Source organism: uncultured Roseobacter sp. (assembly GCF_947499265.1).
GTDB lineage: Bacteria > Pseudomonadota > Alphaproteobacteria > Rhodobacterales > Rhodobacteraceae > Roseobacter.
Genome location: NZ_CANMNK010000002.1, coordinates 483207 through 503930, shown reverse-complemented (window position 1 = coordinate 503930; position 20724 = coordinate 483207). Strand labels below are relative to the sequence as shown.

At 61.0% G+C, this 20724-nt stretch carries 24 protein-coding genes and 1 tRNA gene; 13 read left to right on the top strand and 12 right to left on the bottom strand.

Features of this window, described 5'->3' with window-relative positions; all coding sequences use genetic code 11:
• The 3 genes from Q1A63_RS07105 to bamE form a co-directional block, all read right to left on the bottom strand.
• Window positions 1-1809 (bottom strand): ATP-binding cassette domain-containing protein, encoded by a 1809-nt coding sequence (locus Q1A63_RS07105; RefSeq protein WP_298969769.1) that lies wholly within the window; start codon window positions 1807-1809, stop codon window positions 1-3.
• A gap of 84 nt (window positions 1810-1893) precedes the next feature.
• Window positions 1894-2613, bottom strand: a complete 720-nt coding sequence (locus Q1A63_RS07100) for a GNAT family N-acyltransferase (protein ID WP_299631145.1) — start codon at window positions 2611-2613, stop codon at window positions 1894-1896.
• Between the two features lie 75 nt (window positions 2614-2688).
• The gene (gene bamE, locus Q1A63_RS07095) at window positions 2689-3171 is read right to left on the bottom strand and encodes an outer membrane protein assembly factor BamE (RefSeq protein WP_298969771.1); all 483 of its coding nucleotides are present in this window, start codon (window positions 3169-3171) and stop codon (window positions 2689-2691) included.
• An 87-nt stretch (window positions 3172-3258) separates the two neighbouring features.
• Here bamE and Q1A63_RS07090 point away from each other — a divergent pair, with 87 nt between their 5' ends.
• The 8 genes from Q1A63_RS07090 (at window position 3259) to Q1A63_RS07055 (ending at window position 9274) form a co-directional block, all read left to right on the top strand.
• On the top strand, window positions 3259-3822 hold the full coding sequence (locus tag Q1A63_RS07090) for a DUF177 domain-containing protein (protein ID WP_298969772.1): 564 nt from the start codon (window positions 3259-3261) through the stop codon (window positions 3820-3822).
• Window positions 3823-4031: 209 nt separating this feature from the next.
• On the top strand, window positions 4032-4238 hold the full coding sequence (gene rpmF / locus Q1A63_RS07085) for a 50S ribosomal protein L32 (RefSeq protein WP_159979744.1): 207 nt from the start codon (window positions 4032-4034) through the stop codon (window positions 4236-4238).
• Window positions 4239-4287: 49 nt separating this feature from the next.
• The gene (gene plsX / locus Q1A63_RS07080) at window positions 4288-5361 is read left to right on the top strand and encodes a phosphate acyltransferase PlsX (protein WP_298969773.1); all 1074 of its coding nucleotides are present in this window, start codon (window positions 4288-4290) and stop codon (window positions 5359-5361) included.
• On the top strand, window positions 5358-6329 hold the full coding sequence (locus tag Q1A63_RS07075; RefSeq protein ID WP_299631143.1) for a beta-ketoacyl-ACP synthase III: 972 nt from the start codon (window positions 5358-5360) through the stop codon (window positions 6327-6329). Before plsX ends, Q1A63_RS07075 begins: the two co-directional genes overlap by 4 nt.
• 98 nt (window positions 6330-6427) lie before the next feature.
• Window positions 6428-6730: an integration host factor subunit alpha gene (gene ihfA, locus Q1A63_RS07070; RefSeq protein ID WP_298969775.1), complete on the top strand. Its 303-nt coding sequence runs from the start codon at window positions 6428-6430 to the stop codon at window positions 6728-6730.
• A 4-nt stretch (window positions 6731-6734) separates the two neighbouring features.
• Window positions 6735-7997, top strand: coding sequence for a MerR family transcriptional regulator (locus Q1A63_RS07065; RefSeq protein ID WP_299631140.1), 1263 nt, complete (start codon window positions 6735-6737; stop codon window positions 7995-7997).
• A gap of 56 nt (window positions 7998-8053) precedes the next feature.
• Window positions 8054-8130, top strand: a tRNA-Pro gene (locus Q1A63_RS07060).
• Between the two features lie 67 nt (window positions 8131-8197).
• A complete protein-coding gene (locus Q1A63_RS07055; protein ID WP_298969777.1) occupies window positions 8198-9274 on the top strand; it encodes a 2'-deoxycytidine 5'-triphosphate deaminase in 1077 nt (358 codons plus the stop codon).
• A gap of 10 nt (window positions 9275-9284) precedes the next feature.
• On the opposite strand, the gene Q1A63_RS07050 is transcribed toward Q1A63_RS07055, so the two are convergent.
• From Q1A63_RS07050 to Q1A63_RS07020, 7 genes are all read right to left on the bottom strand, one after another.
• A complete protein-coding gene (locus Q1A63_RS07050; RefSeq protein WP_298969778.1) occupies window positions 9285-9509 on the bottom strand; it encodes a hypothetical protein in 225 nt (74 codons plus the stop codon).
• Between the two features lie 72 nt (window positions 9510-9581).
• A complete protein-coding gene (gene scpB / locus Q1A63_RS07045) occupies window positions 9582-10187 on the bottom strand; it encodes an SMC-Scp complex subunit ScpB (protein ID WP_298970477.1) in 606 nt (201 codons plus the stop codon).
• A gap of 50 nt (window positions 10188-10237) precedes the next feature.
• On the bottom strand, window positions 10238-11029 hold the full coding sequence (locus Q1A63_RS07040; protein WP_298969779.1) for a ScpA family protein: 792 nt from the start codon (window positions 11027-11029) through the stop codon (window positions 10238-10240).
• Window positions 11030-11044: 15 nt separating this feature from the next.
• Window positions 11045-12043 carry a beta-N-acetylhexosaminidase gene (gene nagZ, locus Q1A63_RS07035; RefSeq protein ID WP_298969780.1) on the bottom strand — a complete coding sequence of 333 codons (999 nt, stop codon included), beginning with the start codon at window positions 12041-12043 and terminating at the stop codon, window positions 11045-11047.
• The gene (locus Q1A63_RS07030) at window positions 12040-13059 is read right to left on the bottom strand and encodes an SPOR domain-containing protein (protein ID WP_298969781.1); all 1020 of its coding nucleotides are present in this window, start codon (window positions 13057-13059) and stop codon (window positions 12040-12042) included. Before Q1A63_RS07030 ends, nagZ begins: the two co-directional genes overlap by 4 nt.
• Before the next feature lie 80 nt (window positions 13060-13139).
• Window positions 13140-14882: an arginine--tRNA ligase gene (argS, locus tag Q1A63_RS07025; protein WP_298969782.1), complete on the bottom strand. Its 1743-nt coding sequence runs from the start codon at window positions 14880-14882 to the stop codon at window positions 13140-13142.
• Between the two features lie 162 nt (window positions 14883-15044).
• Entirely contained in the window at window positions 15045-16187 is a 1143-nt protein-coding gene (locus Q1A63_RS07020; protein WP_298969783.1) for a deoxyguanosinetriphosphate triphosphohydrolase, read from the bottom strand.
• 83 nt (window positions 16188-16270) lie between these two features.
• On the opposite strand from Q1A63_RS07020, the gene Q1A63_RS07015 reads away from it, so the two are divergent.
• A complete protein-coding gene (locus tag Q1A63_RS07015; RefSeq protein ID WP_298969784.1) occupies window positions 16271-16594 on the top strand; it encodes an iron-sulfur cluster assembly accessory protein in 324 nt (107 codons plus the stop codon).
• A gap of 43 nt (window positions 16595-16637) precedes the next feature.
• Here Q1A63_RS07015 and Q1A63_RS07010 read toward each other — a convergent pair whose 3' ends face one another.
• Window positions 16638-17687 (bottom strand): hypothetical protein, encoded by a 1050-nt coding sequence (locus Q1A63_RS07010; protein ID WP_298969785.1) that lies wholly within the window; start codon window positions 17685-17687, stop codon window positions 16638-16640.
• A gap of 95 nt (window positions 17688-17782) precedes the next feature.
• Window positions 17783-18064: a DUF6749 domain-containing protein gene (locus Q1A63_RS07005; protein WP_298969786.1), complete on the bottom strand. Its 282-nt coding sequence runs from the start codon at window positions 18062-18064 to the stop codon at window positions 17783-17785.
• A 350-nt stretch (window positions 18065-18414) separates the two neighbouring features.
• On the opposite strand from Q1A63_RS07005, the gene xth reads away from it, so the two are divergent.
• The 4 genes from xth to Q1A63_RS06985 all read left to right on the top strand — a co-directional run bounded on the left by xth (window position 18415) and on the right by Q1A63_RS06985 (window position 20710).
• A complete protein-coding gene (gene xth / locus Q1A63_RS07000; RefSeq protein WP_299631135.1) occupies window positions 18415-19197 on the top strand; it encodes an exodeoxyribonuclease III in 783 nt (260 codons plus the stop codon).
• A gap of 90 nt (window positions 19198-19287) precedes the next feature.
• Window positions 19288-19650, top strand: coding sequence for a MerR family transcriptional regulator (locus tag Q1A63_RS06995; RefSeq protein WP_298969788.1), 363 nt, complete (start codon window positions 19288-19290; stop codon window positions 19648-19650).
• The gene (locus Q1A63_RS06990) at window positions 19647-20246 is read left to right on the top strand and encodes a short chain dehydrogenase (protein WP_298969789.1); all 600 of its coding nucleotides are present in this window, start codon (window positions 19647-19649) and stop codon (window positions 20244-20246) included. Before Q1A63_RS06995 ends, Q1A63_RS06990 begins: the two co-directional genes overlap by 4 nt.
• Before the next feature lie 92 nt (window positions 20247-20338).
• Complete coding sequence (locus tag Q1A63_RS06985; RefSeq protein WP_298969790.1) at window positions 20339-20710, top strand: YciI family protein; 372 nt, start codon at window positions 20339-20341, stop codon at window positions 20708-20710.
• The last annotated feature ends 14 nt before the right edge of the window (window positions 20711-20724 follow it).

The window sequence follows — 20724 nt, the reverse complement described above, 5'->3', positions numbered from 1 at the left end:
TCAGGCGGAGGATTTCTCCTCCAGCGCCAGCCATTCCTCTTCCGCCGCGCTGAGCAATTCATGCCGCGCCACCAGCGCGTCCGTCGCTTTTTGAAATTTCACCGGATGATCGGTGAAGAGGCCTGGATCGCTCAACAGCTCTTCCAGTTTGGCAATCTCGGCCTCCAAACGCTCAATCTCCGCAGGCAGCGCGTCAAGCCGGTGCTTTTCGGTGAAACTCAGGCCGGATGTCTGGGCGGTTTTGGGCCTCCCCGCCCCACCGGAGGATTTCTGCTTGGTCACACTACCGGCAAAATCATCCTGACCGCGCTGACGGATGTAATCGCTCCACCCACCGGCATAAACCGTCGCCCGACCGTCACCTTCCATCGCGATGGTTGTCGCGGCCACCCGGTCTAGAAAATCCCGGTCGTGGCTGACCAGCAAAACCGTGCCGTCATAAGTCCCCAGCAATTCCTGTATCAGGTCCAGCGTTTCCACATCGAGATCATTGGTCGGTTCGTCAAGCACCAGCAGGTTGCTGGGCCGCGCCATGATCTTGGCCAGCAGCAGACGCGCCTTTTCACCGCCCGACAAGGCGCGCACGGGGGCCCGCGCCTGTGCCTCGTCAAAGAGAAATTCTTTGAGATAGCCCACCACATGTTTGGGCGTGCCGCGCACCATCACCTGATCCGCCTTGCCGGAGACGCGCATATCGGGATCGCCGGTCAGGCTGTCCCAAAGGCTCATCTCTGGATCCAGCTGCGCGCGCGCCTGATCGAAAAGCGCCAGTTCCAGGTTGGTGCCCAGCTTGACCGTGCCCGCATCCGGTGCTTCGCGACCAATGAGCATGTTCAAAAGCGTCGTCTTGCCCACGCCGTTCGGCCCCACCAGCGCAATCCGGTCGCCGCGCTGCACGGTCAGGGAAAACGGCTTGAGAATGGATTTCTCACCAAAGGTTTTGGAAATGCCCATGGCCTCGATAACCTTGCGCCCGGATTTTGGCCCCGCATCCAGCGCCATTGCCGCTGTGCCCTGCCGGTTGATCTGAGCGCTGCGCTCAGCGCGCAAATCCTGCAAGGCCCGCACGCGCCCCTGATTGCGCTTGCGCCGCGCCGAAATCCCCTCGACCGCCCAGCGGGCCTCCGCCTTGATCTTGCGGTTGAGCTTGTGCCGCTGGCTGTCTTCCTCCGCCCAGACCTGGTCGCGCCAGGCCTCGAAATCGGCAAATCCCTTTTCCTGCCGCCGCACCGCGCCGCGATCCACCCAGAGCGTCGCACGTGTCAGCGCCCGCAGGAACGCCCGGTCGTGGCTGATGATGATATAGCCCTTGCGGCTCTGTTTCAGCTCCTCTTCGAGCCAGGCAATGGCCTCGATGTCCAGGTGGTTGGTGGGCTCGTCCAGCAACATCAGATCGGGGCTACCAGCCATCAGACGTGCCAGCGCCGCGCGCCGCCGTTCCCCGCCACTGGCGGTCTCCACCGGGCGCGCGGGGTCAAACTTCAGCCCCTCGCCCGCACGTTCGACCAGATACATCTCTGATGGTTCCAACCCGTGAGCAGCGAAATCTCCCAGCGTTTCAAAACCACTCAGGTCCGGGTCCTGCTCCATATAGCCGACCGACACCCCCGGCCCCGGCACCACCTCGCCGCTGTCCGGCTCCACCAGACCGGCCATGACCTTCATCAAGGTGGATTTGCCGGACCCGTTGCGCCCGACCAGCGCCACCCGATCCCCGGGCTGCACCACAAGGCTGAGGTCTTCGAACACCGGATCGCCGCCAAAGGTCAGCGATATTTCATTCAGTTGGAGTAAAGGAACACGTGCCATGCGCCGCAGCTATGCCGCATTGCGACAAGCGTCAACGCATCTCGTTTCTTCTGGCCCCAAATATCCCCGCCGGAGGCATAAAAGTCATGCAAGCGCGCGCAACAACCGCTTGCGTGCGGCAGGGATCGCGCCGATCTCCACCCCAGTGAACACATGTAACGTATTCATCTGCCGGTCCACCACAGCGTGATCACTGACCCAGCCGCCCATCATCAGATAGGTACGCAGCAAGGGGGGCATATGCGCCATCGCCTTTTTCAGGTCCGGTTTGCGGCGCAGCCTAGCGGCAAACCGAAAGACATCCGGCGCCTTGACCCGCGGCAACCATCGCTTGGGGGCCAGGTGCCGCGCTTTCAGCATGGCAAAGGCGTCAAGGTAATTCGCCGTTTCCGTACCCACAAAAGACGAACAGCCAAAGAGCAGTTTGACGTCGTAATCATCCACATAGGCGGTCATCGCCGCCCAGGCGACGCGCAGGATATCGGGATCCTTCACATCGGGATCAATGCAGAAGCGGCCCATTTCCACCATCCGCCCTTCGAAGGCTTCCAGCGCGGAAAGCTCATAGTATTGCGCGGAATAGCTGGCACCCACATCCGCGCCCGTCAGATCCAGTATCCGAAAGGTGCAGACCAGCGCGCCGCTCTGGGCATCTTCCACCAGGATATGGGCGCAGCGCGCGTCAAAGCCGTCCGCGTCGCGGGCACAGTCCAGCCCGAAACAGCGTGCCCGCAATTCCTGTGCTGTCAGAATGTCATCCGGGTCCGTTGCAAGGCGTGCTGCGTAGCGTGGTTTTCTCACCATGATCCTGGCTCCTTCTGCCCGCTCGACGGGGTCGCAGCCCTTCTATACCACCGTTTCTGACGGCAGCATGACAGGTCAGAAGTCCAGATCACCGCCGCCAGGTGTGAAGCGTCCGATGTTGCCCAGCAGCTGCCGCAAGAAGGATTTATCCTTAACGCTGGAACTGGTCACCCGGCGCGCCAGCGGCACGACCTGACCTTTTTCCAACCCGAAACTTTCAACATTGGAGACAATGCCACCGGAATCGAAACTGATGGCAACGACCTCGCGCTCAACGACTTCCGGGGCCAGCATGGCAAAGGTGCGCACCCGGCTCCGCACGAAATAGATGTTGCCTTCGTCGGTAACCGACCGCGAGGAGGCAGAGCCCAGCGTTTCCTCGACACTCGCGCGGGTATCGATGCCCACAACGATCTGTTCCAGATCCTCGGGCGGCGGCACATAGCCGTGATCGCGGTAGCGCCCGTCACAGGCCGCGAGCGTCAGACACAATAGCACCGCTGCACCCCAGCGCGCGCCCCTGAGGCTCCTGCCTTTTACCGAATTCACCGTACCCATAACCGCTGCCCTCTTGCCCTTGTGCTTCGTGGCTTTTATCCCGCTTACACCATGCACTGCACATGGTTCAAGAAACGAAAGCATCAGATGTCCAAGCAAACCCCTCCCAGCCCCGGCGCCCTGCGCGTGGCCGACCTCAATCAAAACAGCGCAACCGCCTTTGCGCTGCGCCCTGAGGCCGAGGCGTTGAAAGCCATTGCGGCGGAACTGGACCTGCTGGGCCTGCGCAAATTGTCCTTTGCCGGTGACGTGACGGCGCAGGGGCGCTCTGACTGGCATCTTTCTGCAAAACTGGGCGCGACGGTGATCCAGCCCTGCAGCGTGACGTTGGAGCCGGTGACCACGCGGATCGATGTCCCGGTCACCCGCCGCTATCTCAGCGATTATGTCGAAGAGGACGCGCCGGAGGTTGAGATGCCCGAGGATGATACCTGCGAGCCTCTGGGTTATTGGATCGATCCCGAGCAGGTGATGATCGAAGCGCTGGTGCTCGCCCTGCCGCTCTATCCGCGCAGTGACGGCGCGGAGCTGGGCGAAATGGTCTATTCCGAACCCGGCATCGCACCGATGCGGGATGAGGATGCCCGCCCTTTTGCCGGGTTGGCGTCGCTGAAGGATCAATTGTCCGATCCTGATAAGGACAAGGGCTGACGCGGTTGGATCACATTGCCGTTGATCGCGCCAAAAAACGCCTTGCACTGCGGATTTTTCTGAGTATTTTGCGCCGCTCACCCAATTAGGGTTGGACAAGGCGTGGGCTTGGGCCTAAACGCACGTCACACCCGGCTGATGGGAATAGAATTGAAACTCGGCCCCGCGTCCTGATGCGCCCGGCCCCGAATGACAAAAGGCCCAAGACAATGGCTGTTCAACAGAACAAAGTCTCCAAATCGCGCCGCAACAATCGCCGCGCGCATGACGCGCTGGTCGCGGCAAACCCCAACGAATGCACCAACTGCGGCGAGCTGAAACGCCCGCACCACGTCTGTGCTGCCTGTGGCCATTATGACGACAAAGAAGTCGTGGCACTCACAGAAGAGATTGATCTGGAAGACGACGCGGCCTAAACCTTTCCCTTAAACAATAAAGGGCAGAGGTTTTGGGGGCAGTCGCACTATGACGGCGCAGACCGATCAGGCACACGCGAAGGCCAGACGCATCACAATATCCGTAGATGCGATGGGCGGGGATGAAGGCCCCGCCGCTGTGATTGCAGGGTGTGACGTGTCCGCCCGCAAGAATTCTGACATCCAATTCATCCTGCACGGCCCCAAATCGGAACTCTCCGGCCTGGTGGACCGCAAACGCGCGCTCGAAGGCCGGGTGGAAATTCGCGACGCCTCGGACGTGGTGACGATGGATGACAAGCCCAGCCAGGTCGTGCGCAACGGCAAGGACACGTCCATGTGGTCGGCCATCGAGGCGGTGCGCGAAGGCTCTGCCACTGTGGCGGTTTCCTGCGGCAACACCGGCGCGCTGATGGCGCTGTCGATGATCCGCCTGCGCAAGCTGCCGGGCGTCAATCGCCCGGCCATCGCGGTGCTTTACCCCTCTTCAAACCCGCAGGGCTTCAATGTGATGCTGGACGTCGGCGCCGATGTGAAGGCGGATGCGGATGATCTGCTGCGCTATGCGCTAATGGGGATGTCTTATGCTCGCAACGGTCTGGATTTACCGCGCCCGCGTGTCGGTTTGCTGAACGTCGGCACCGAAGAGCACAAAGGCCGCACCGAACTCAAGGAAGCCTATGACCTGATTCGCGATCAGCGCGATGTGGCCGGTTTCGAATTTGTCGGCTTTGTCGAAGGCGGCGATATCTCCGGCGACATCTGCGATGTGGTCGTGACCGATGGCTTTACCGGCAATGTGGCCATCAAGACCGGCGAAGGCACCGCGAGCCTGATCGGCGACCGCCTGCGCGAGGCCTTCAAGTTCTCGCCGCTGTCGCGGCTGGCCTCGCTGCTGGCCTATACCTCGCTGAATCGTCTGAAAAAGAAGATCGATCCGCGCCGGGTGAACGGCGGCGTTTTTCTGGGCCTGAACGGCACGGTTGTGAAATCACACGGATCGGCAGATGCTACAGGCGTATCTGCGGCAATCAAGCTGGCCGCGCAACTGGCCGATATCAAATTCACGGACAAATTGGCCGCGCGTGTCGCCGCCCTGCCCGCAGAGGAGAGCGAAACATGACCCTGCGTGCCGTTGTCAAAGGTGTCGGTCACTATCTGCCGGAACGCGTTGTGCCAAACGCGGAGTTCGAGGCGACACTCGACACCAATGACGAATGGATCCGCGCCCGCTCCGGCATCGAGCGCCGTCATTTTGCCGCCGAAGGGGAGACCACCTCGTCGATGGCCAGCGCTGCGGCGCGGGCCGCGCTCAAGGACGCGGGCCTGACGGCGGCGGATATTGACGCGATCATCGTGGCCACCTCCACCGCGGATCTGACCTTTCCCTCGGCCGCCACCATGGTGCAGGCCGACCTTGGCATGGATCAGGGGTTCGCCTTTGATGTCCAGGCCGTCTGCGCCGGGTTCATCTATGCGCTCAGCAATGCCAATGCGCTGATCCTCTCCGGTCAGGCCAAACGCGTTCTGATCATTGGTGCGGAGACCTTCAGCCGCATCATGGACTGGACGGATCGTTCAACCTGCGTGCTTTTCGGCGATGGCGCGGGCGCATTGATCCTGGAGGCGCAGGACGGCACAGGCGGCCCGGAGGATCGTGGCATCCTCTCAACCGATCTGAATTCCGACGGGCGCCATAAGGATCTGCTTTATGTGGATGGCGGCGTGTCGACCGGCACCACCGGCTATCTGCGCATGCAAGGCAATCAGGTTTTCCGCCACGCCGTTGAAAAGCTCGCCTCCACCGCAACCAAGGCCATGGAACGTGCCGGGGTTGCGCCGCAGGATGTGGACTGGATCGTGCCGCATCAGGCCAACATCCGCATCATCCAGGGCACGGCGAAAAAGCTGGGCCTGCCGATGGAAAATGTCGTGGTGACCGTGCAGGATCACGGCAATACCTCTGCGGCATCGATTCCCCTGGCGCTCTCCGTGGGCCGTTCACGTGGCCAAATCAAGGCAGGTGATCTGATTGTCACCGAGGCAATTGGCGGCGGACTGGCCTGGGGGGCGGTTGTTCTGCGCTGGTAAGGGACTAATTTTGCCCAAACTGCATCCGCCAAGCCATTGATATTGACTCTGAAAATCCCTCTCCCCTATGGTTGCTGAAAATCAACGGGGGGACAACCATGTCGGAAAAGACTTTGACGCGTATGGATCTGAGTGAAGCAGTGTTTCGCGAGGTCGGATTATCTCGCAATGAAAGCGCGCAACTGGTTGAATCCGTGCTGGAACATCTCTCCGAAGCGCTGGTCAAAGGTGAGCAGGTCAAGATCTCTTCCTTTGGCACTTTTTCGGTCCGTGACAAATCGGCCCGCATCGGTCGCAACCCCAAGACCGGCGAAGAGGTTCCGATCAATCCCCGGCGGGTGCTGACATTTCGCCCCTCTCATCTGATGAAAGATCGCGTGGCAGACGGGAACAAGTCCTGATCTGATGGCCAAATCGCCCGATGCTTTTCGCACAATCTCGGAAGTCGCCGACTGGCTGGGCGTGCAGGCGCATGTGCTGCGCTTTTGGGAAAGCAAATTCACCCAGGTAAAACCCATCAAACGCGCAGGGGGCCGCCGTTACTACCGACCGGCGGATATGCTGCTGTTGGGCGGGATCAAGAAGCTGTTGCACGATGACGGTCTGACCATCAAGGGCGTGCAAAAGATCCTGCGCGAACAGGGGATGAGCCATGTCGCGGATCAGTCGCAGGCGCTTGATGACCTGACCATGGCCGTCATCGAGGGCAGCACAGCTTCGGAGGCGCCAAAGGCTGCCGCCGAACCGGAGCCTGAAACAGTCGCGGTCGATGATACCCCCGATGACACGGGCGAAATGCTTCAGGCCGAGGCCTCTTCTGTCGAGGCGGAAGAGGACGTCGATGACGCGAGTGCGCCAGCGCCGGAAATAGAGGCTTTGCTCTCTGACGACGCTGAGGCGGACGAAGCTGAGGTCGCGCCCGAGGCGGAACCCGCGCCCGTTTCTGAGCCCGATCCGGCGCCGGAAGCGCGTCCGGAGCCCGATGGAACGCCTGAACCGGCCCCCCCGGCGGCTGCGGAGACACCGCCCGAGCCTGACCCGCTCCCCGAAGAAGCACGCGAAACACCTGAACCTGAAACCGAAGAAGAAACTGCCCCAATCGCTCCTGTTCCAGAACCAGAATCGATCAGCGATCCGGAACCGGAGCCAGTAGAAGCCAGCCCGGAGGCGGCAGAGGTTGTGGAACCAGAGCCCGCGCCCGAGGACCCGGCACCCGAGGAAGAAACCGGCGATGCCGAGGAGGTTGACGCGGCGGCGCTGCCCAGCTTCATTCGTCGACCGCTCGCGGAACCGGATGCGCCGGCGCAAGCAGAAGCGACCCCAGAAACGCCGCCAGAAGATGCCGCCCCAGCCGTCCAACCTGAACCGGAAACCGCGGAACCAGAGGTCGCGGCAGGGGATGATGCCACTGCTGAGCAGCCCGCGCCAGAGCCTGCAGCAGAAGACGCCGCTCCGGCAGAACCGGCGCAGCTGAAACCGCGCGTCATCGACCTGCCGGATCTCCCGGTGGAGGCGGATCTTCCAGCCGCGCCTTCGGCGCTCTCTGCCGTGGCACGGGCGAAATCGCTGGCCGCCAAGGACCGCGATGCCGCCAAGCCGTTGCTCGCGCAACTGATCCGGCTGCGGGCCAGCATGGCGAACCCGCGCAAAGACACCCACAAAGACTGACAGATGGCACTTCCCTCTTGTCTCGGCCCTCAGATCGGGTATGAAGCGGCTCATGTCGGGCTATGGCGCAGCCTGGTAGCGCGTCCGTCTGGGGGACGGAAGGTCGCAGGTTCGAGTCCTGCTAGCCCGACCACTATCCGACATATGCCAAGTGCCCGCGCGCGCCCCGCGCGGGCCTTTGCGCATTCAGGAGAGACGATATGAGTGGTGTGCTACCGAACCAACAGATCAGCCAGATGATCGACGACAGTCAGATCGCATCGACACGCCCGATCATTGACGCGCAGATCCAGCCTGCCAGCCTTGATCTGCGCCTGGGCACAACGGCCTACCGGGTGCGCGCCTCCTTTCTCGCAGGCCTCGGCAACCGCGTTTCCGACCGCCTGAAAGAATTCGAGATGCACAGCGTCGATCTCTCGGACGGTGCCGTGCTGGAAAAAGGCTGCGTCTATGTGGTGCCGCTGATGGAATCACTGGCACTGCCAGAAGACATCCAGGCGGTCGCCAATGCCAAAAGCTCCACCGGGCGGCTCGATCTGTTGACCCGTACCATCACCGATGGGGGCACGGAATTTGATCGCGTGGCCCCAGGCTATTGCGGCCCGCTTTATGCAGAGATTTGCCCGCGGTCTTTCTCGGTCCTGGTTCGGCCCGGCATGCGGTTGAACCAGATCCGCTTTGGCGACGGTCAGGCGGTGCTGGGGGACGACGCCTTGCGTGCGCTGCACGCAGAGACGCCACTGGTCGACGGTACAGCGGTGATTGACGATGGCTTGGGTTTCTCCGTCGATCTGCGCCTGCCCGACACGACCCTTGTGGGGTACCGGGCCAAACCGCACACCGGTGTCATCGATCTCGATCGCATCGACCACTACGCGCCTGCGGAATACTGGGAAGAAGTGCACAGCAGCAACGGGCAGATCATTCTGGACCCCGGCGCCTTCTACATCCTTGTCAGCCGCGAGGCGGTGACGATCCCACCCGAATATGCCGCCGAAATGGCGCCGTTTCTGGCCATGGTGGGGGAATTCCGCGTGCATTATGCAGGCTTTTTCGACCCCGGTTTCGGGCATGATGCCGCGGGAGGTGCCGGATCACGGGGCGTGCTGGAAGTGCGCTGTCATGAGGCGCCTTTCGTGCTGGAACACGGTCAGGTCGTGGGCCGACTTGTGTATGAACGGATGGCCGAGGTGCCCACACAGCTTTATGGCGCAGGGATTGCATCCAACTACCAGGGCCAGGGGCTGAAGCTGAGCAAGCATTTTCGCTCCGCCTGAACGACAGCCCTTACATGCGGGTGATGCGGCCCATCATCTTGGCCGCGCGGCGTGTCTGATGGGCGGCGCGTTTGTTCTGCTGGCGCTGTTCCGGGCTGGCCGGTTCATCCACCATATCGGTTTGGGGGTTTTTCCCGCGTCCCATGGATGCGGCCTTGTTGATCCCCATATTGATGCCCTTGTTGACCAAACGCCGCGTCAGCTGGCGCAGGATCATGTTCAGAATTCTATCCATTATCTCGCCCTTTGGATCTTTGCCTCGCGTATACTATAGCACCAATTGCGGCAATTTTCAGAGCAAAGCCGGTTAATCCTCGAAAAGCTCGCTCTGTCCTTCGGCGCTTTCGTCTTCCCCCTCCTCCTCAGGACCGGGCAAACCCGCACCGGGCGGCGGACGATTTTCCAGGAGGCCCGCAGCCCGCAGCTCTTTCAGGCCCGGCAGATCACGCGCATTTTCCAGACCAAAGTGATCCAGGAACTCCTGCGTCACCACAAAGGTTACGGGCCGCCCCGGTGTCATCTTGCGGCGCCCGAACCGGATCCATTCCATTTCCAGCAACTGATCCACGGTACCACGGCTGACGGAAACACCCCGGATCTCTTCGATCTCGGCGCGCGTCACCGGCTGATGATAGGCGATGATGGCAAGGGTTTCGATGGCGGCACGCGACAACTTGCGCGTCTCGACCGTTTCGCGCTGCATCAAAAACCCCAGATCGGGTGCGGTGCGCATTGCCCAGGCATCGCCGATCTTGCACAGGTTTACGCCGCGCCCCTCATAGCGTTTGCGCAAATGCACCAGCGCTTCTGCCGGATCAGACCCATGCGGCATCCGCGCGGCCAATTCGCGTAAGGAAATCGGCTCTGCCGTGGCAAAGAGAATGGCCTCGACCATGCGCTCCTGTTCGCCCATCGGAGGCGCTTCAAACAGGCTTTCTTCGGTCTCTTGCGGGGCGTCGTCGGTCACTGTGGGCTGTCCCTTTTGCGCAGCTGAATGGGCGCGAATGTCTCTGATTGGCGGATTTCCAGATGGCCCTCTTTAACAAGCTCCAGCGAGGCCGCAAAGGTCGCGGCCGTGGCTGACCGGCGGCGCACCGGGTCCAGCTCCCAGCCTTCCGGGAGGTAGCTGGAAATATCCGTCCAGTCGCCGGCAAAGCCCATCAGCCCGCGCATCCGTTCCAGCGCCTGTTCCATCGTGAACACGGCATCGCGGTCCATCACGAAGGGGCGGAAATCGTCACGCGTGCGAATGCGCGCATAGCCCTGCATCAGGTCCAGCAGCGTGGCGGTATATTGTATCTTGCGGGTACGCGTCACCTCATGCGTCTGACCGCGCGCAAAGAAATCGCGGCCCAGTCGGTCGCGCCCCATCAGCCGGGCGGCGGCATCGCGCATCGCCTGCAACCGCTCAAGCTGGAACGCCAGATGGGCGGCCAGTTCTTCGCCAGAGGGGCCCTCTTCGGCCGGGTCGGGGGGCAGCAACAGGCGCGATTTCAAGAACGCCAGCCAGGCTGCCATCACCAGATAATCCGCCGCCAGTTCCAGCCGCAGCGCCTTGGCGCGTTCCACGAAGGCCAGATATTGTTTGGCCAGCGCCAGCACGGAGATTTTGCGCAAATCCACCTTCTGCGTCCGGCTCAATGTCAGCAGCAGGTCAAGCGGGCCCTCAAACCCATCGACATCGATGATCAGCGCTTCGGCAGCCAGCCGGTCCGCGACGGATATCGTATCTTCTTCAAAGGGGTCTTCAGCCATGCACCATAACGATTTTCACGCCCCGTTTAACAGCGTCTCAAGCTGCGCGCGCAGGGCGTTAATGTCAATATCGTCAGGGGTTTTACGCGCCGCCAATGCGCGTTCCGCGCGGGTTTGGGCGGCTTGCGTCATCTCTCCGGCAGCTTCGGCCACCGCGCGCCGATCAGCCAGCGGCGCGTTGCAATGCAGCACCACGTCACATCCTGCGGCAAGCGCGCCCTGCGTGATCTCGGTCAGGCTGCCTTTGAGCGCTTTCATACTAATGTCATCTGTCATAATCAGATTGTCGAAACCGACCTCTTCGCGGATGATTTGCATGACCTTGGGCGACAGGGTTGCGGGGCGGTCATCGAGCGCCTCATAGACCAGATGCGCGGTCATACCCATCGGCAGATCCGTCAGCGCCGCGAAAGGTGCAAAATCTTCGGCACTCAGCGCAGTGTGGTCTGCGCCCACCTGCGGCAGATCATAATGGCTGTCGAGCGTGGCGCGACCATGCCCCGGTATGTGTTTGAGAACCGGCAACACCCCACCGTCCAGCAGGCCATTTGCCACCGCGCGGCCCAAACCGGCGACCGTGGACGGGTCAGACCCGTAACACCGGTTGCGCAGAAATTCATGTGTCGCAGGTCCTGCTAGATCCACCATGGGCGCACAATTGCTGTCGATCCCGACCGCTTTGAGCTCCGCCGCAATCAGCCGGTAGCGCAGATACATCGCTTGGGCCGCATCAGCCCCTGCCTGGGCCACAAAATCCAAGGGCGGCGTCCATTCTGTCCAGACCGGGCCCCGCAGCCGCTGCACCCGTCCGCCTTCCTGATCGATGGTGATCGGCGCATCCCGCCCCACCGCCTCGCGCATCTCAGCACACAGACGGCGTACCTGATCAGGGCTGTCGATATTGCGTGCAAAGAGGATGAACCCGAAGGGATTGGCGGTGCGAAAAAACGCTTTTTCCTCAGCCGTCAGGCTCAGGCCATCCGCATCAAGGATCGTTGCGCCAAACCGCGTCATTTCACGGCGACGGGAATACAGTCGACGCCTTCGGCCTTGAAAGCGGAGCAGAACCGGCGCGCGTCCGCCAGATCGACAAACCCCATGGCCCGCAGGCGGTAGAAGGTGCGTCCGCCCGATTGCGCCTTTTGCACCACGCGGGATTTGTCCTGCAGATAGTCGCCAAAGCGCGCATCCAGCCGCGACCATTCGGCCCGTGCCACATCGGCGCTGTCAAAGGCTCCGAGCTGCGCCAGACGTGTCCCGGCAGGGATCGCCGCCGCGTCAACTTCCGAGGTCGGCGTGTCGGCCACAAAAGATGCAGCCTGCAGCGTCGCGGCATTCGCGGGGCGCAACCGGGGGCGTTTGACGACCTTTTGGGGTGGGGTGGGTTCAAGCTCCGCGACCGTCCCTGCCTCATCGGCCGGATCCGCAGATGTCTCTGATAGCGGCGAAGTCTCGTCAGACGCGGATACCTCCGGCGTCGCCAGCGGGGTAACGCCCGCCGTCAACTCAGCAACCACCGCATCGATCGCACCACTTTGCAGGTTGTCGGCAACCGAGTTTCCGCTCTTTGCGGGCACGCGTTTTGCGCCCCCAATGGTTTCCGCGGCGGGTGCCAGTGGTTCGGGCTGGGTCACCGGCGCCACCTCAGCCGCGGCAATCGGCTGATCTTCTGGTGCCAGTTCCGTGTCTTTCGGGGCAAGGACAACCTGATCGACCGGCCCTGCCGCTTCGCCCTCGGCGGCAACGGCATTGACCGCCAGCCCCTGATGCCGCGCCAATTGACCACCCGGGTTTTCGGGCCGGATGCGCATCTCGCCCTCCGCCGCGCGGACCACGGGGATGCCCGATACATCGCGCACCATCAGCTTGTAGCCCCAGACCCCGATGCCCGCGATCAGGGCCAGCGACACAACCGCGCCTGCAACATTTGTCATCATCGTCAAAGAGTTGGGTGCCACATCGTCACCCTGCTGGCTTTCGGAATCACGCCCGTAAGCCCCCATTCCATGGGAGAATTCAATGTCCGCCATCTTCGCCTCGCTGCCACCGGGATACGATGCCCCAATGGTCTGTCTGATGCTTGCCTGCTCTGGCGAAGGTCGCGATTTTCTTACCGCATTTCCTGCGCCGGTGTGACACCAAGAATACCAAGACCGGCTGCAATTACAACGCTCGTGGCGCGTGCCAGCGCGATTTTCGCCGTTGTGACTTTTGGGTCATCCTGCACGAACCGCAAGGACGGCACATCATGGCCCTTGTTCCAGAGCGCATGGAAGGTGCCCGCCAGCTCGTTAAGATAAATCGCCACGCGGTGCGGCTCATTGCGGCGCGCCGCCGTTTCCACCAGACGCGGCCACTCGGCAAGCTTGGCGGCCAGCCCCAGTTCGGCCTCATGATCCAGCTGGCTCAGATCTGCGGATTGCAGGGTTTCGTCATCCACCGGGATACCTGCTTCGCCTGCCTTGCGCAGAACAGACACCCCCCGGGCGTGCGCGTATTGCACATAAAACACCGGGTTTTCCCGGCTCTGCTCCATCACCTTGTCGACATCGAAATCGAGTGTTGTGTCGTGCTTGCGCGTAAGCATCACAAACCGCGTCACGTCCCGTCCGACCTGATCCACCACATCGCGCGGGCTCGCGAAGGTCCCTGCCCGTTTGGACATTTTGAACTCCTGCCCGTCTTTGAAGAGCTTCACCAGCTGCGTCGGTATGACATCAAGCGGCACCTGCCCTTCGGACAGCGCTGAGACCGCCGCCTTCCTCCGTTTCACATGGCCGACATGATCCGCCCCCATAACATCGATCAGCAGATCGAAACCCCGCTGCAGCTTGTCATGGTGATAAGCGATATTAGCGGCGAAATTCGACCAACTGCCATCGGATTTCTTGATCAGGCGATCTTCGTCATCGCCGTGGGCGGTGGCGCGGAACAGCCTTTGCACCCGCGGCTCCCCATCATCGGCCTCATTGGCCTTGGGCGGCGCCAGGGTGCCGTCATAGATCAGACCCTTATCGTTCAGGTCGTTGATCGCCGCCTCGATCTGCCCGCTGCCGCCGAATGATTTTTCGGAGCAGAAAACATCCATCTCCACCCCAAGCGATTTGAGGTCCGCGCGGATCAGGTCCCTCATCGCGTCGATGGCAAACGCCCGCACGTCCCGCAGCCAGACCTGCTCACCCTTGCCCAGATAGGCGTCGCCGACCTTCTCTTTCAGCGCTTCGCCCGCCGCGATTAGGTAGTCCCCGGAATAGGTGCCTTCGGGAAAGGCAACCTCCTGCCCCTGCGCTTCGAGGTAGCGCAGGTAGACGGAGCGCGCGAGCGTATCACCCTGCCCGCGGCTGCCGTTGATGAAGTATTCTCGCGTGACGTCATGGCCCGCAAACTCCAGCAGCGAGGCCAGCGCGCAGCCAAAAACAGCGCCCCGCAGGTCCCCAACGTGCAACAGACCGGTGGCGTTGGCGGAGACATACGCGACATGAACGCGCTTGCCCTGCCCAAGTGTGGTCCGACCGAAATCGATGCCCTTGGACAACGCCGCCGCGATCACACCCTGCCAGACAGAAGGCGCAAGGCGCAGATTCACAAATCCAGGCCCCGCGACCGCCGCGTGGGTGATCCGCGCGTCCTTGATCAGATGAGCGGCCAGCGTTTGAGCAATGTCTCGCGGTTTCATGCCGGCAGGTTTGGCCAGCACCATCGCCGCATTGGTCGTCATGTCGCCGTAGGCAGCATCGCGCGGGGGGGCGACCGTGACATTGTCCAGCGCAAGGCCCGCGGGCAACTCACCGGTGGTGACCATGTCCTGCAGGCAGTCCAGCACAAGCGCTTGAATATCGGCGAAAAGGTTCATTTCATGGGTCCTGACCGAAGCTTTCGGCGGTTTATCACGCACAAAAACCGGGTCAATCATCCAAGGCCATCGCCTGGCGACCGTGCTCCAAAGACATGCTAGGGCAAGCTGACGGTGCTTGCCCCCGCAGTTTCGCAACATCTTGAAGGGTTGCCCGATGAATTATCCGGTTGAGATCAGCCGGTCATGCTCCTGCAACGCAAAACGATCGGTCATACCTGCAATATAATCGGAGACAATGCGCGCCAGCGCGGTTTCACCCTGGGCTTCGTCCACATCCTTGCGCCACTGTTTCGGCAATTGATCGGGATGCGACATGAAATAGGGGAAAAGCTCTTCGACCACTTGTGTCACCTGTGCGCGCATCTCGACAACGCTCGGCGCGCGATACATCCGATCAAACAGAAACGACCGAATGACCTTCAGGTCGGAAAACACATCATCGGAAAACCGGATGATCGTCTGCCCTGCCCCGCGCACATCGTCAACAGATTGCGGCTGCAGCGACATCAGACGGGCCTGCGCAAAATTGATCACATCCTCCACGAGAACACCGAAGAACCGACGCAGTGCTTCGTGCCGCCTGCGGTAGTAGTTCAGGCCGGGGTAAAGCTCGTCCACCTCTTCAAAACAGGCGTTCAGGATCGGCAGCGCCGCCAGCTCATCGGTGGAAAAAAGTTCCGCCCGCAGGCCATCGTGCAAATCGTGGTGGTTATAGGCGACGTCATCCGCGATGGCCGCAACCTGCGCCTCGGCGCTGGCAAACGTATGCAGTTCCAGATCATGCTGCGCGTTATAGATCTCCAGCGCCCAGGGCACGGGGCCGGTCACCGGGCCGTTGTGCTTGGCCAACCCTTCCAGCGTCTCCCAGGTCAGGTTCAACCCGTCGAAACTGGCGTAATGCCGCTCCAGATGGGTAACGATCCGGATCGCCTGTGCGTTGTGATCAAAACCGCCAAAAGGCGCCATCAGCTCTGAGAGCGCATCTTCGCCCGTGTGCCCGAAAGGCGTGTGGCCCAGATCATGCGCCAACGCCACGGCTTCGGTCAGTTCGGGGTTGAGCCCCAACGCCCCGGAAATGGTGCGCGCCACCTGCGCCACCTCAATCGAATGGGTCAGACGCGTGCGGTAATAATCGCCCTCATGTTCAATGAAGACCTGCGTTTTGTGCTTGAGCCTGCGAAAGGCGCTTGCATGAATGATCCGATCCCGATCACGCTGAAAACATGACCGAAACGTGCTTTCCTCTTCGCGCACACGCCGTCCCCTGGCGCGCATCGGGTCCGAGGCATAAAGAGCCGTCATCGCTGGCTGGTCCTTGTGGCCTGTCCTGAGAGTTTCTATATTGCACGAGAAGCCTTAATGAAACCGCTTGACGGAGTCCGCAGATGCAACTTCCGCCCACAGTCACACCCCGCGCCTTTGACCGGCTGGTCGAAATCGGTGCTGCCACGGAGGGAAAAGCCCTGCGGGTGGCGGTCGAGGGCGGCGGCTGTTCCGGTTTTCACTACGAGATTGTACTGGATGAGCCGCGCGATGACGATCTGATTCTGGAAGGATCCGGGCAAAAAGTCGTTGTGGATGCGGTGTCCTTGCCGTTTCTGGGCGGGGCAACAATCGACTTCACCGAAGAGCTGATCGGTGCGCGGTTCGTGATCGACAACCCGAATGCGTCGAGTTCCTGCGGATGTGGCACATCGTTTTCGATGTGACATCAAGAACGCCGTGTAACTTTCTGTTCAAAAATAATTTCAGTTAAGAACCCGCGCGCGCAAACCCTTCGAAGAAAGCACCAAACCGGTCGGACGACTGCTCCGCACCAAAGAGGATTTCCACCCCGTCATCCCCCACCGCATCCGTCAGTCCCTGGCGCATCCTTTCCCAATCGCCGCGGCGCGCGGAACCAAGGTGAAACATGTATTCCGACATCGCGCGCAAGGGCCCCCTGCGGCTGACGTGGCGGTCAATATGCAACCCTGCATCCGACGGCGTGCCTGGAAAGCTGCTGTGATCGGCAAAACCAGCCCACCAGGATGTCACCAGATACTCGTGATAGGCGTCCGTTGGCCCTGCCCCGTTGGCCCGCAACACGAACCCACCCATTTCCCGGGCAATCCAGTCTTCCCAGATCAGACTTGGGAAATGCCCGGCAAACCGCATGGCGACGCAGATTTCAGCAAGTAAATCAACGTCCTGGTCGAGATAGGCCAGGAGCCCCGCAAATTCCAGACTTGCCAGAGCGGCTTCCTCCAGATGTGGGTTTTTGGCGCCGTATTCAGACAGATAGAAAACAATATGCGTCAGCTCATAGGCTGCTTTTTTGTTGGGCAGAGCAAAAGTATCGGAACGATTGACGAAACGATGCAACCGCTCTGTCAGGCCCCGATCTTCCTGCTCAATACCGCGCCTGCTCAATAGGCGTCGTGCTTCTGCGCGTTGTAAATCTGACAGTTCCGCCTCGGCCACCCCGGCCTGCGACGCCCAGTGGCATAGCGCTGTTCCTTTGTCTTTGCCCAATCCGAGATCCTCGAGATCCAGACAAATCGACAGTAAAAACCGGTAGTATTGCGGGAAAAACCGGAGCCGTTCCTCCAACCCATCATAAACTTGGGTGTAGGGTTCCAGTGCCGCCCCCGCCAATTGCGCGCCACCGGTGGCCAGAATATTGAGGATTTCGGCGTTTTCCTTCAGCCAGAACACATCGTCGGAGCTGCGTCGATGGCAGGCGAAATTCTGCAGCAAGAGCGCCTGGCGTTCCGGCAAGCTCTTTCTGCGCGGCAGATCCAAAGAGACGACGTTAGACATGGGGGTTCTTCCTTTGTCTTTAGGATCTGCCGCGCAAGGCTCCTGGCAGGGACCGCGCCGGAGGATGTGGCCCGGCCCGAGCCAAAAGAGACGGGTTACATGGAGGTCGTGAAAAGACCGGTGACATCGCCTGACAGCGTGTCCCGCCCGGACACCATGCTGGTAGTGAACTGGCCGGTTTCAGAGCCTGCCATCACATCGGCTTCGGGAGCCATCGATGTGGTGAACAGCTCTGTCCCCGCACCGCTCATCATATTGGTGCCGGCAGGTCCCATGCTGGTTGTGAAAAGTGCCGTTCCTGCGCCGCTGTGGAGATCATTTTCGGCGTGGAAAAAAGCGTCGGCAGCAGGTGTGGCGATCATTGCGTTCGTCTTCATAGCATATCCCTTTCAAATGAAGTTTTCGCCGTTTCACGCTTGCCCGTTTAACGAGAGCTTCCAAGTTTTTTTCGCGTTAACAATGTGTTAACACTTACTTATCCACAGGCGGAAATCGGCCTATCGACCCGATGCGCCAAAGATCTTGATCTGGTAATCTTGGTTAATTTTTTTTTATCCACAGTGGGTAAATCTGTGGATATTAACCATTTCCAAAACGCCTGCGTTAACCATTAACGAGAATCATGGCGTCGCCGCGACGAGCATCCCGTGGCCGCGCGCCGTCATGGCTCTTGCCCTGACCTGATGGTTGCGCGATAGCTGAGGCACCCCACCAGCAGGAGCCGACCATGAAAATCGCCACATTCAACATCAATGGCATCAAGGCCCGGATCAACGCGCTGCCTGATTGGCTTGATGAGGCGCAGCCCGATGTGGCGGTTTTGCAGGAGATCAAATCGGTGGATGAGGCCTTTCCGACCGAGATTTTCGAAGAACGGGGCTATAACATCGCCACACACGGGCAAAAGAGCTTCAACGGCGTCGCGATCCTGTCCAAACGCCCGCTGGAGGATGTCACACGTGGCCTGCCCGGCGATGATACCGACGAACAGGCCCGATGGATCGAGGCGACCATCACGGGCGATACCCATCCGGTCCGGGTTTGCGGGCTGTATCTGCCGAACGGCAATCCGGCGCCGGGCCCGAAATATGACTACAAACTGGCGTGGATGGCGCGGCTGCTGGCGCGGGCGGAACAACTGCTGTCGGAGGAGACCCCCTTTCTGATGGCGGGCGACTACAACATCATCCCGCAGGCCGAAGACGCCGCAAAACCGGACAGCTGGCGCGAGGATGCGCTCTTCCGGCTTGAGAGCCGCGCGGCCTTCCGCAAACTGATCAATCTGGGGCTGACGGACGCCTTTCGCGCGCGCACGCCAGGCCCGGGACATTATAGCTTCTGGGACTATCAGGCCGGGGCCTGGAACCGTAACAACGGCATCCGGATCGATCATTTGCTCTTGTGCCCGCAAACGGCGGACATGTTGACCGACTGCGTAATCGATAAGGACGTGCGCGGGCGCGACAAACCCTCGGATCACGTCCCGGTGTGGGTCGATCTGGCCGCGTGAGCTAACCGTGTCAGGCGGCGGGATTTTCCCTTGACCTGAAGTTACTCCAGCCCGCTATGGTCCACCCGAAGACAGAAAACGGGAGGGCTTATGCGCATTTCAGAGGTGGCCGCAAAGAGCGGTCTGAGCATCGACACCATCCGGTATTATGAGAAATCCGGCCTTTGCCCTCCCATCGCGCGGGGCCGTGATGGCACGCGTCAGTTCACGGCGGAAAACGCGGAATGGCTGACCCTGCTGTCCTCGCTGCGCGACACGGGCATGCCCACCAAAGACATGCGGCATTTTGCGGGTCTCTACCAAACAGGCGATGCCACGATCCCGGAACGCAAACACCTGCTGCTCGAACATTCCAGACGACTGGAGGCGCGACACGAAACGATCAATCGGTGCAAGGCTTTACTGGCGCACAAGCTGGCGCGGTATGACCGGATACTGGGGCAGAGCTCATGAAGATCATTGTGGTCGGCGCAAACGGTGACATCGGCAAAGTGGTTTGCGACGCGTTGGGCGCGCGACACGATATCGTCACGGTTGGACGCTCCAGCGGGGATTTTCAGATCGATATGTCGGACCTCTCCGCAATCGACGACATGTACGCAAGCGTCGACCAGTTCAACGCTGTCGTTGCCACTGCGGGCGACGTGCATTTCTGCGCCTTGCAGGAGCACACCGCGGAAACCTTCATGATCGGTCTGCGCCAGAAGGTCATGGGGCAGATCAACCTCGTGCTGGCGGGGTTGCGCAGGATCCGGGATCGCGGTTCCTTTACCCTGACCAGCGGCGTGCTGGACCGCGACCCGATCCCGATGGGCACTGGTGCGGCCATGGCAAATGGGGCTCTGGCCGGGTTTGTCGTCGGCGCCGCGATTGAAATGCCCCGGGGCCTGCGCGTGAATGTCGTGAGCCCCGGCCTGCTGGATGTCTCCGCGCCGCGCTATGGGGCATGGTTTCCCGGGCATGATCCGGTATCCTCCCGGCGCGTTGGGCTGGCCTATGCAAAAAGCGTCGAGGGTGCGCTTACCGGGCAGGTCATCACTGTCGACTGAAAGGTCATGGGCAGAAAATATTGGGCGGACTGTCGGATTTGCAATCCTTCGCGCGTCCTCGCATCATCAGGGACCACAAGGGAGACCGCGCCATGATGTACGCAATCACGATCTACGGAGAAGCCGGGATGTTCGAAAATCTGCCGAAAGACCGGCAGGAACAGGTCATGGCAAACCACCACGCCTTGCAGGAAAAACTGCAGGACCGGGGCGACTTTATTTCCGTCAAGCTGATGCCGCCATCGTCGGCGGTAACCATCGACCCTGCGCCCGACGCGGCGGCTGATCCGCTGATTATCGACGGCCCCTTTGCCGAGACAAAAGAGAGCTTTTTGGGGTTTTATGCCGCCGAGTTCAGCAATCTGGAGGAAGCGATCACCCATGCGCGGATGATTTCGTCGCCCATTGCCCGGTTGGAGGTCCGCCCGATCGCCTGGGCCGGAGGGGCCATTTCAACCGATTGATCGGGAAAGGCGGC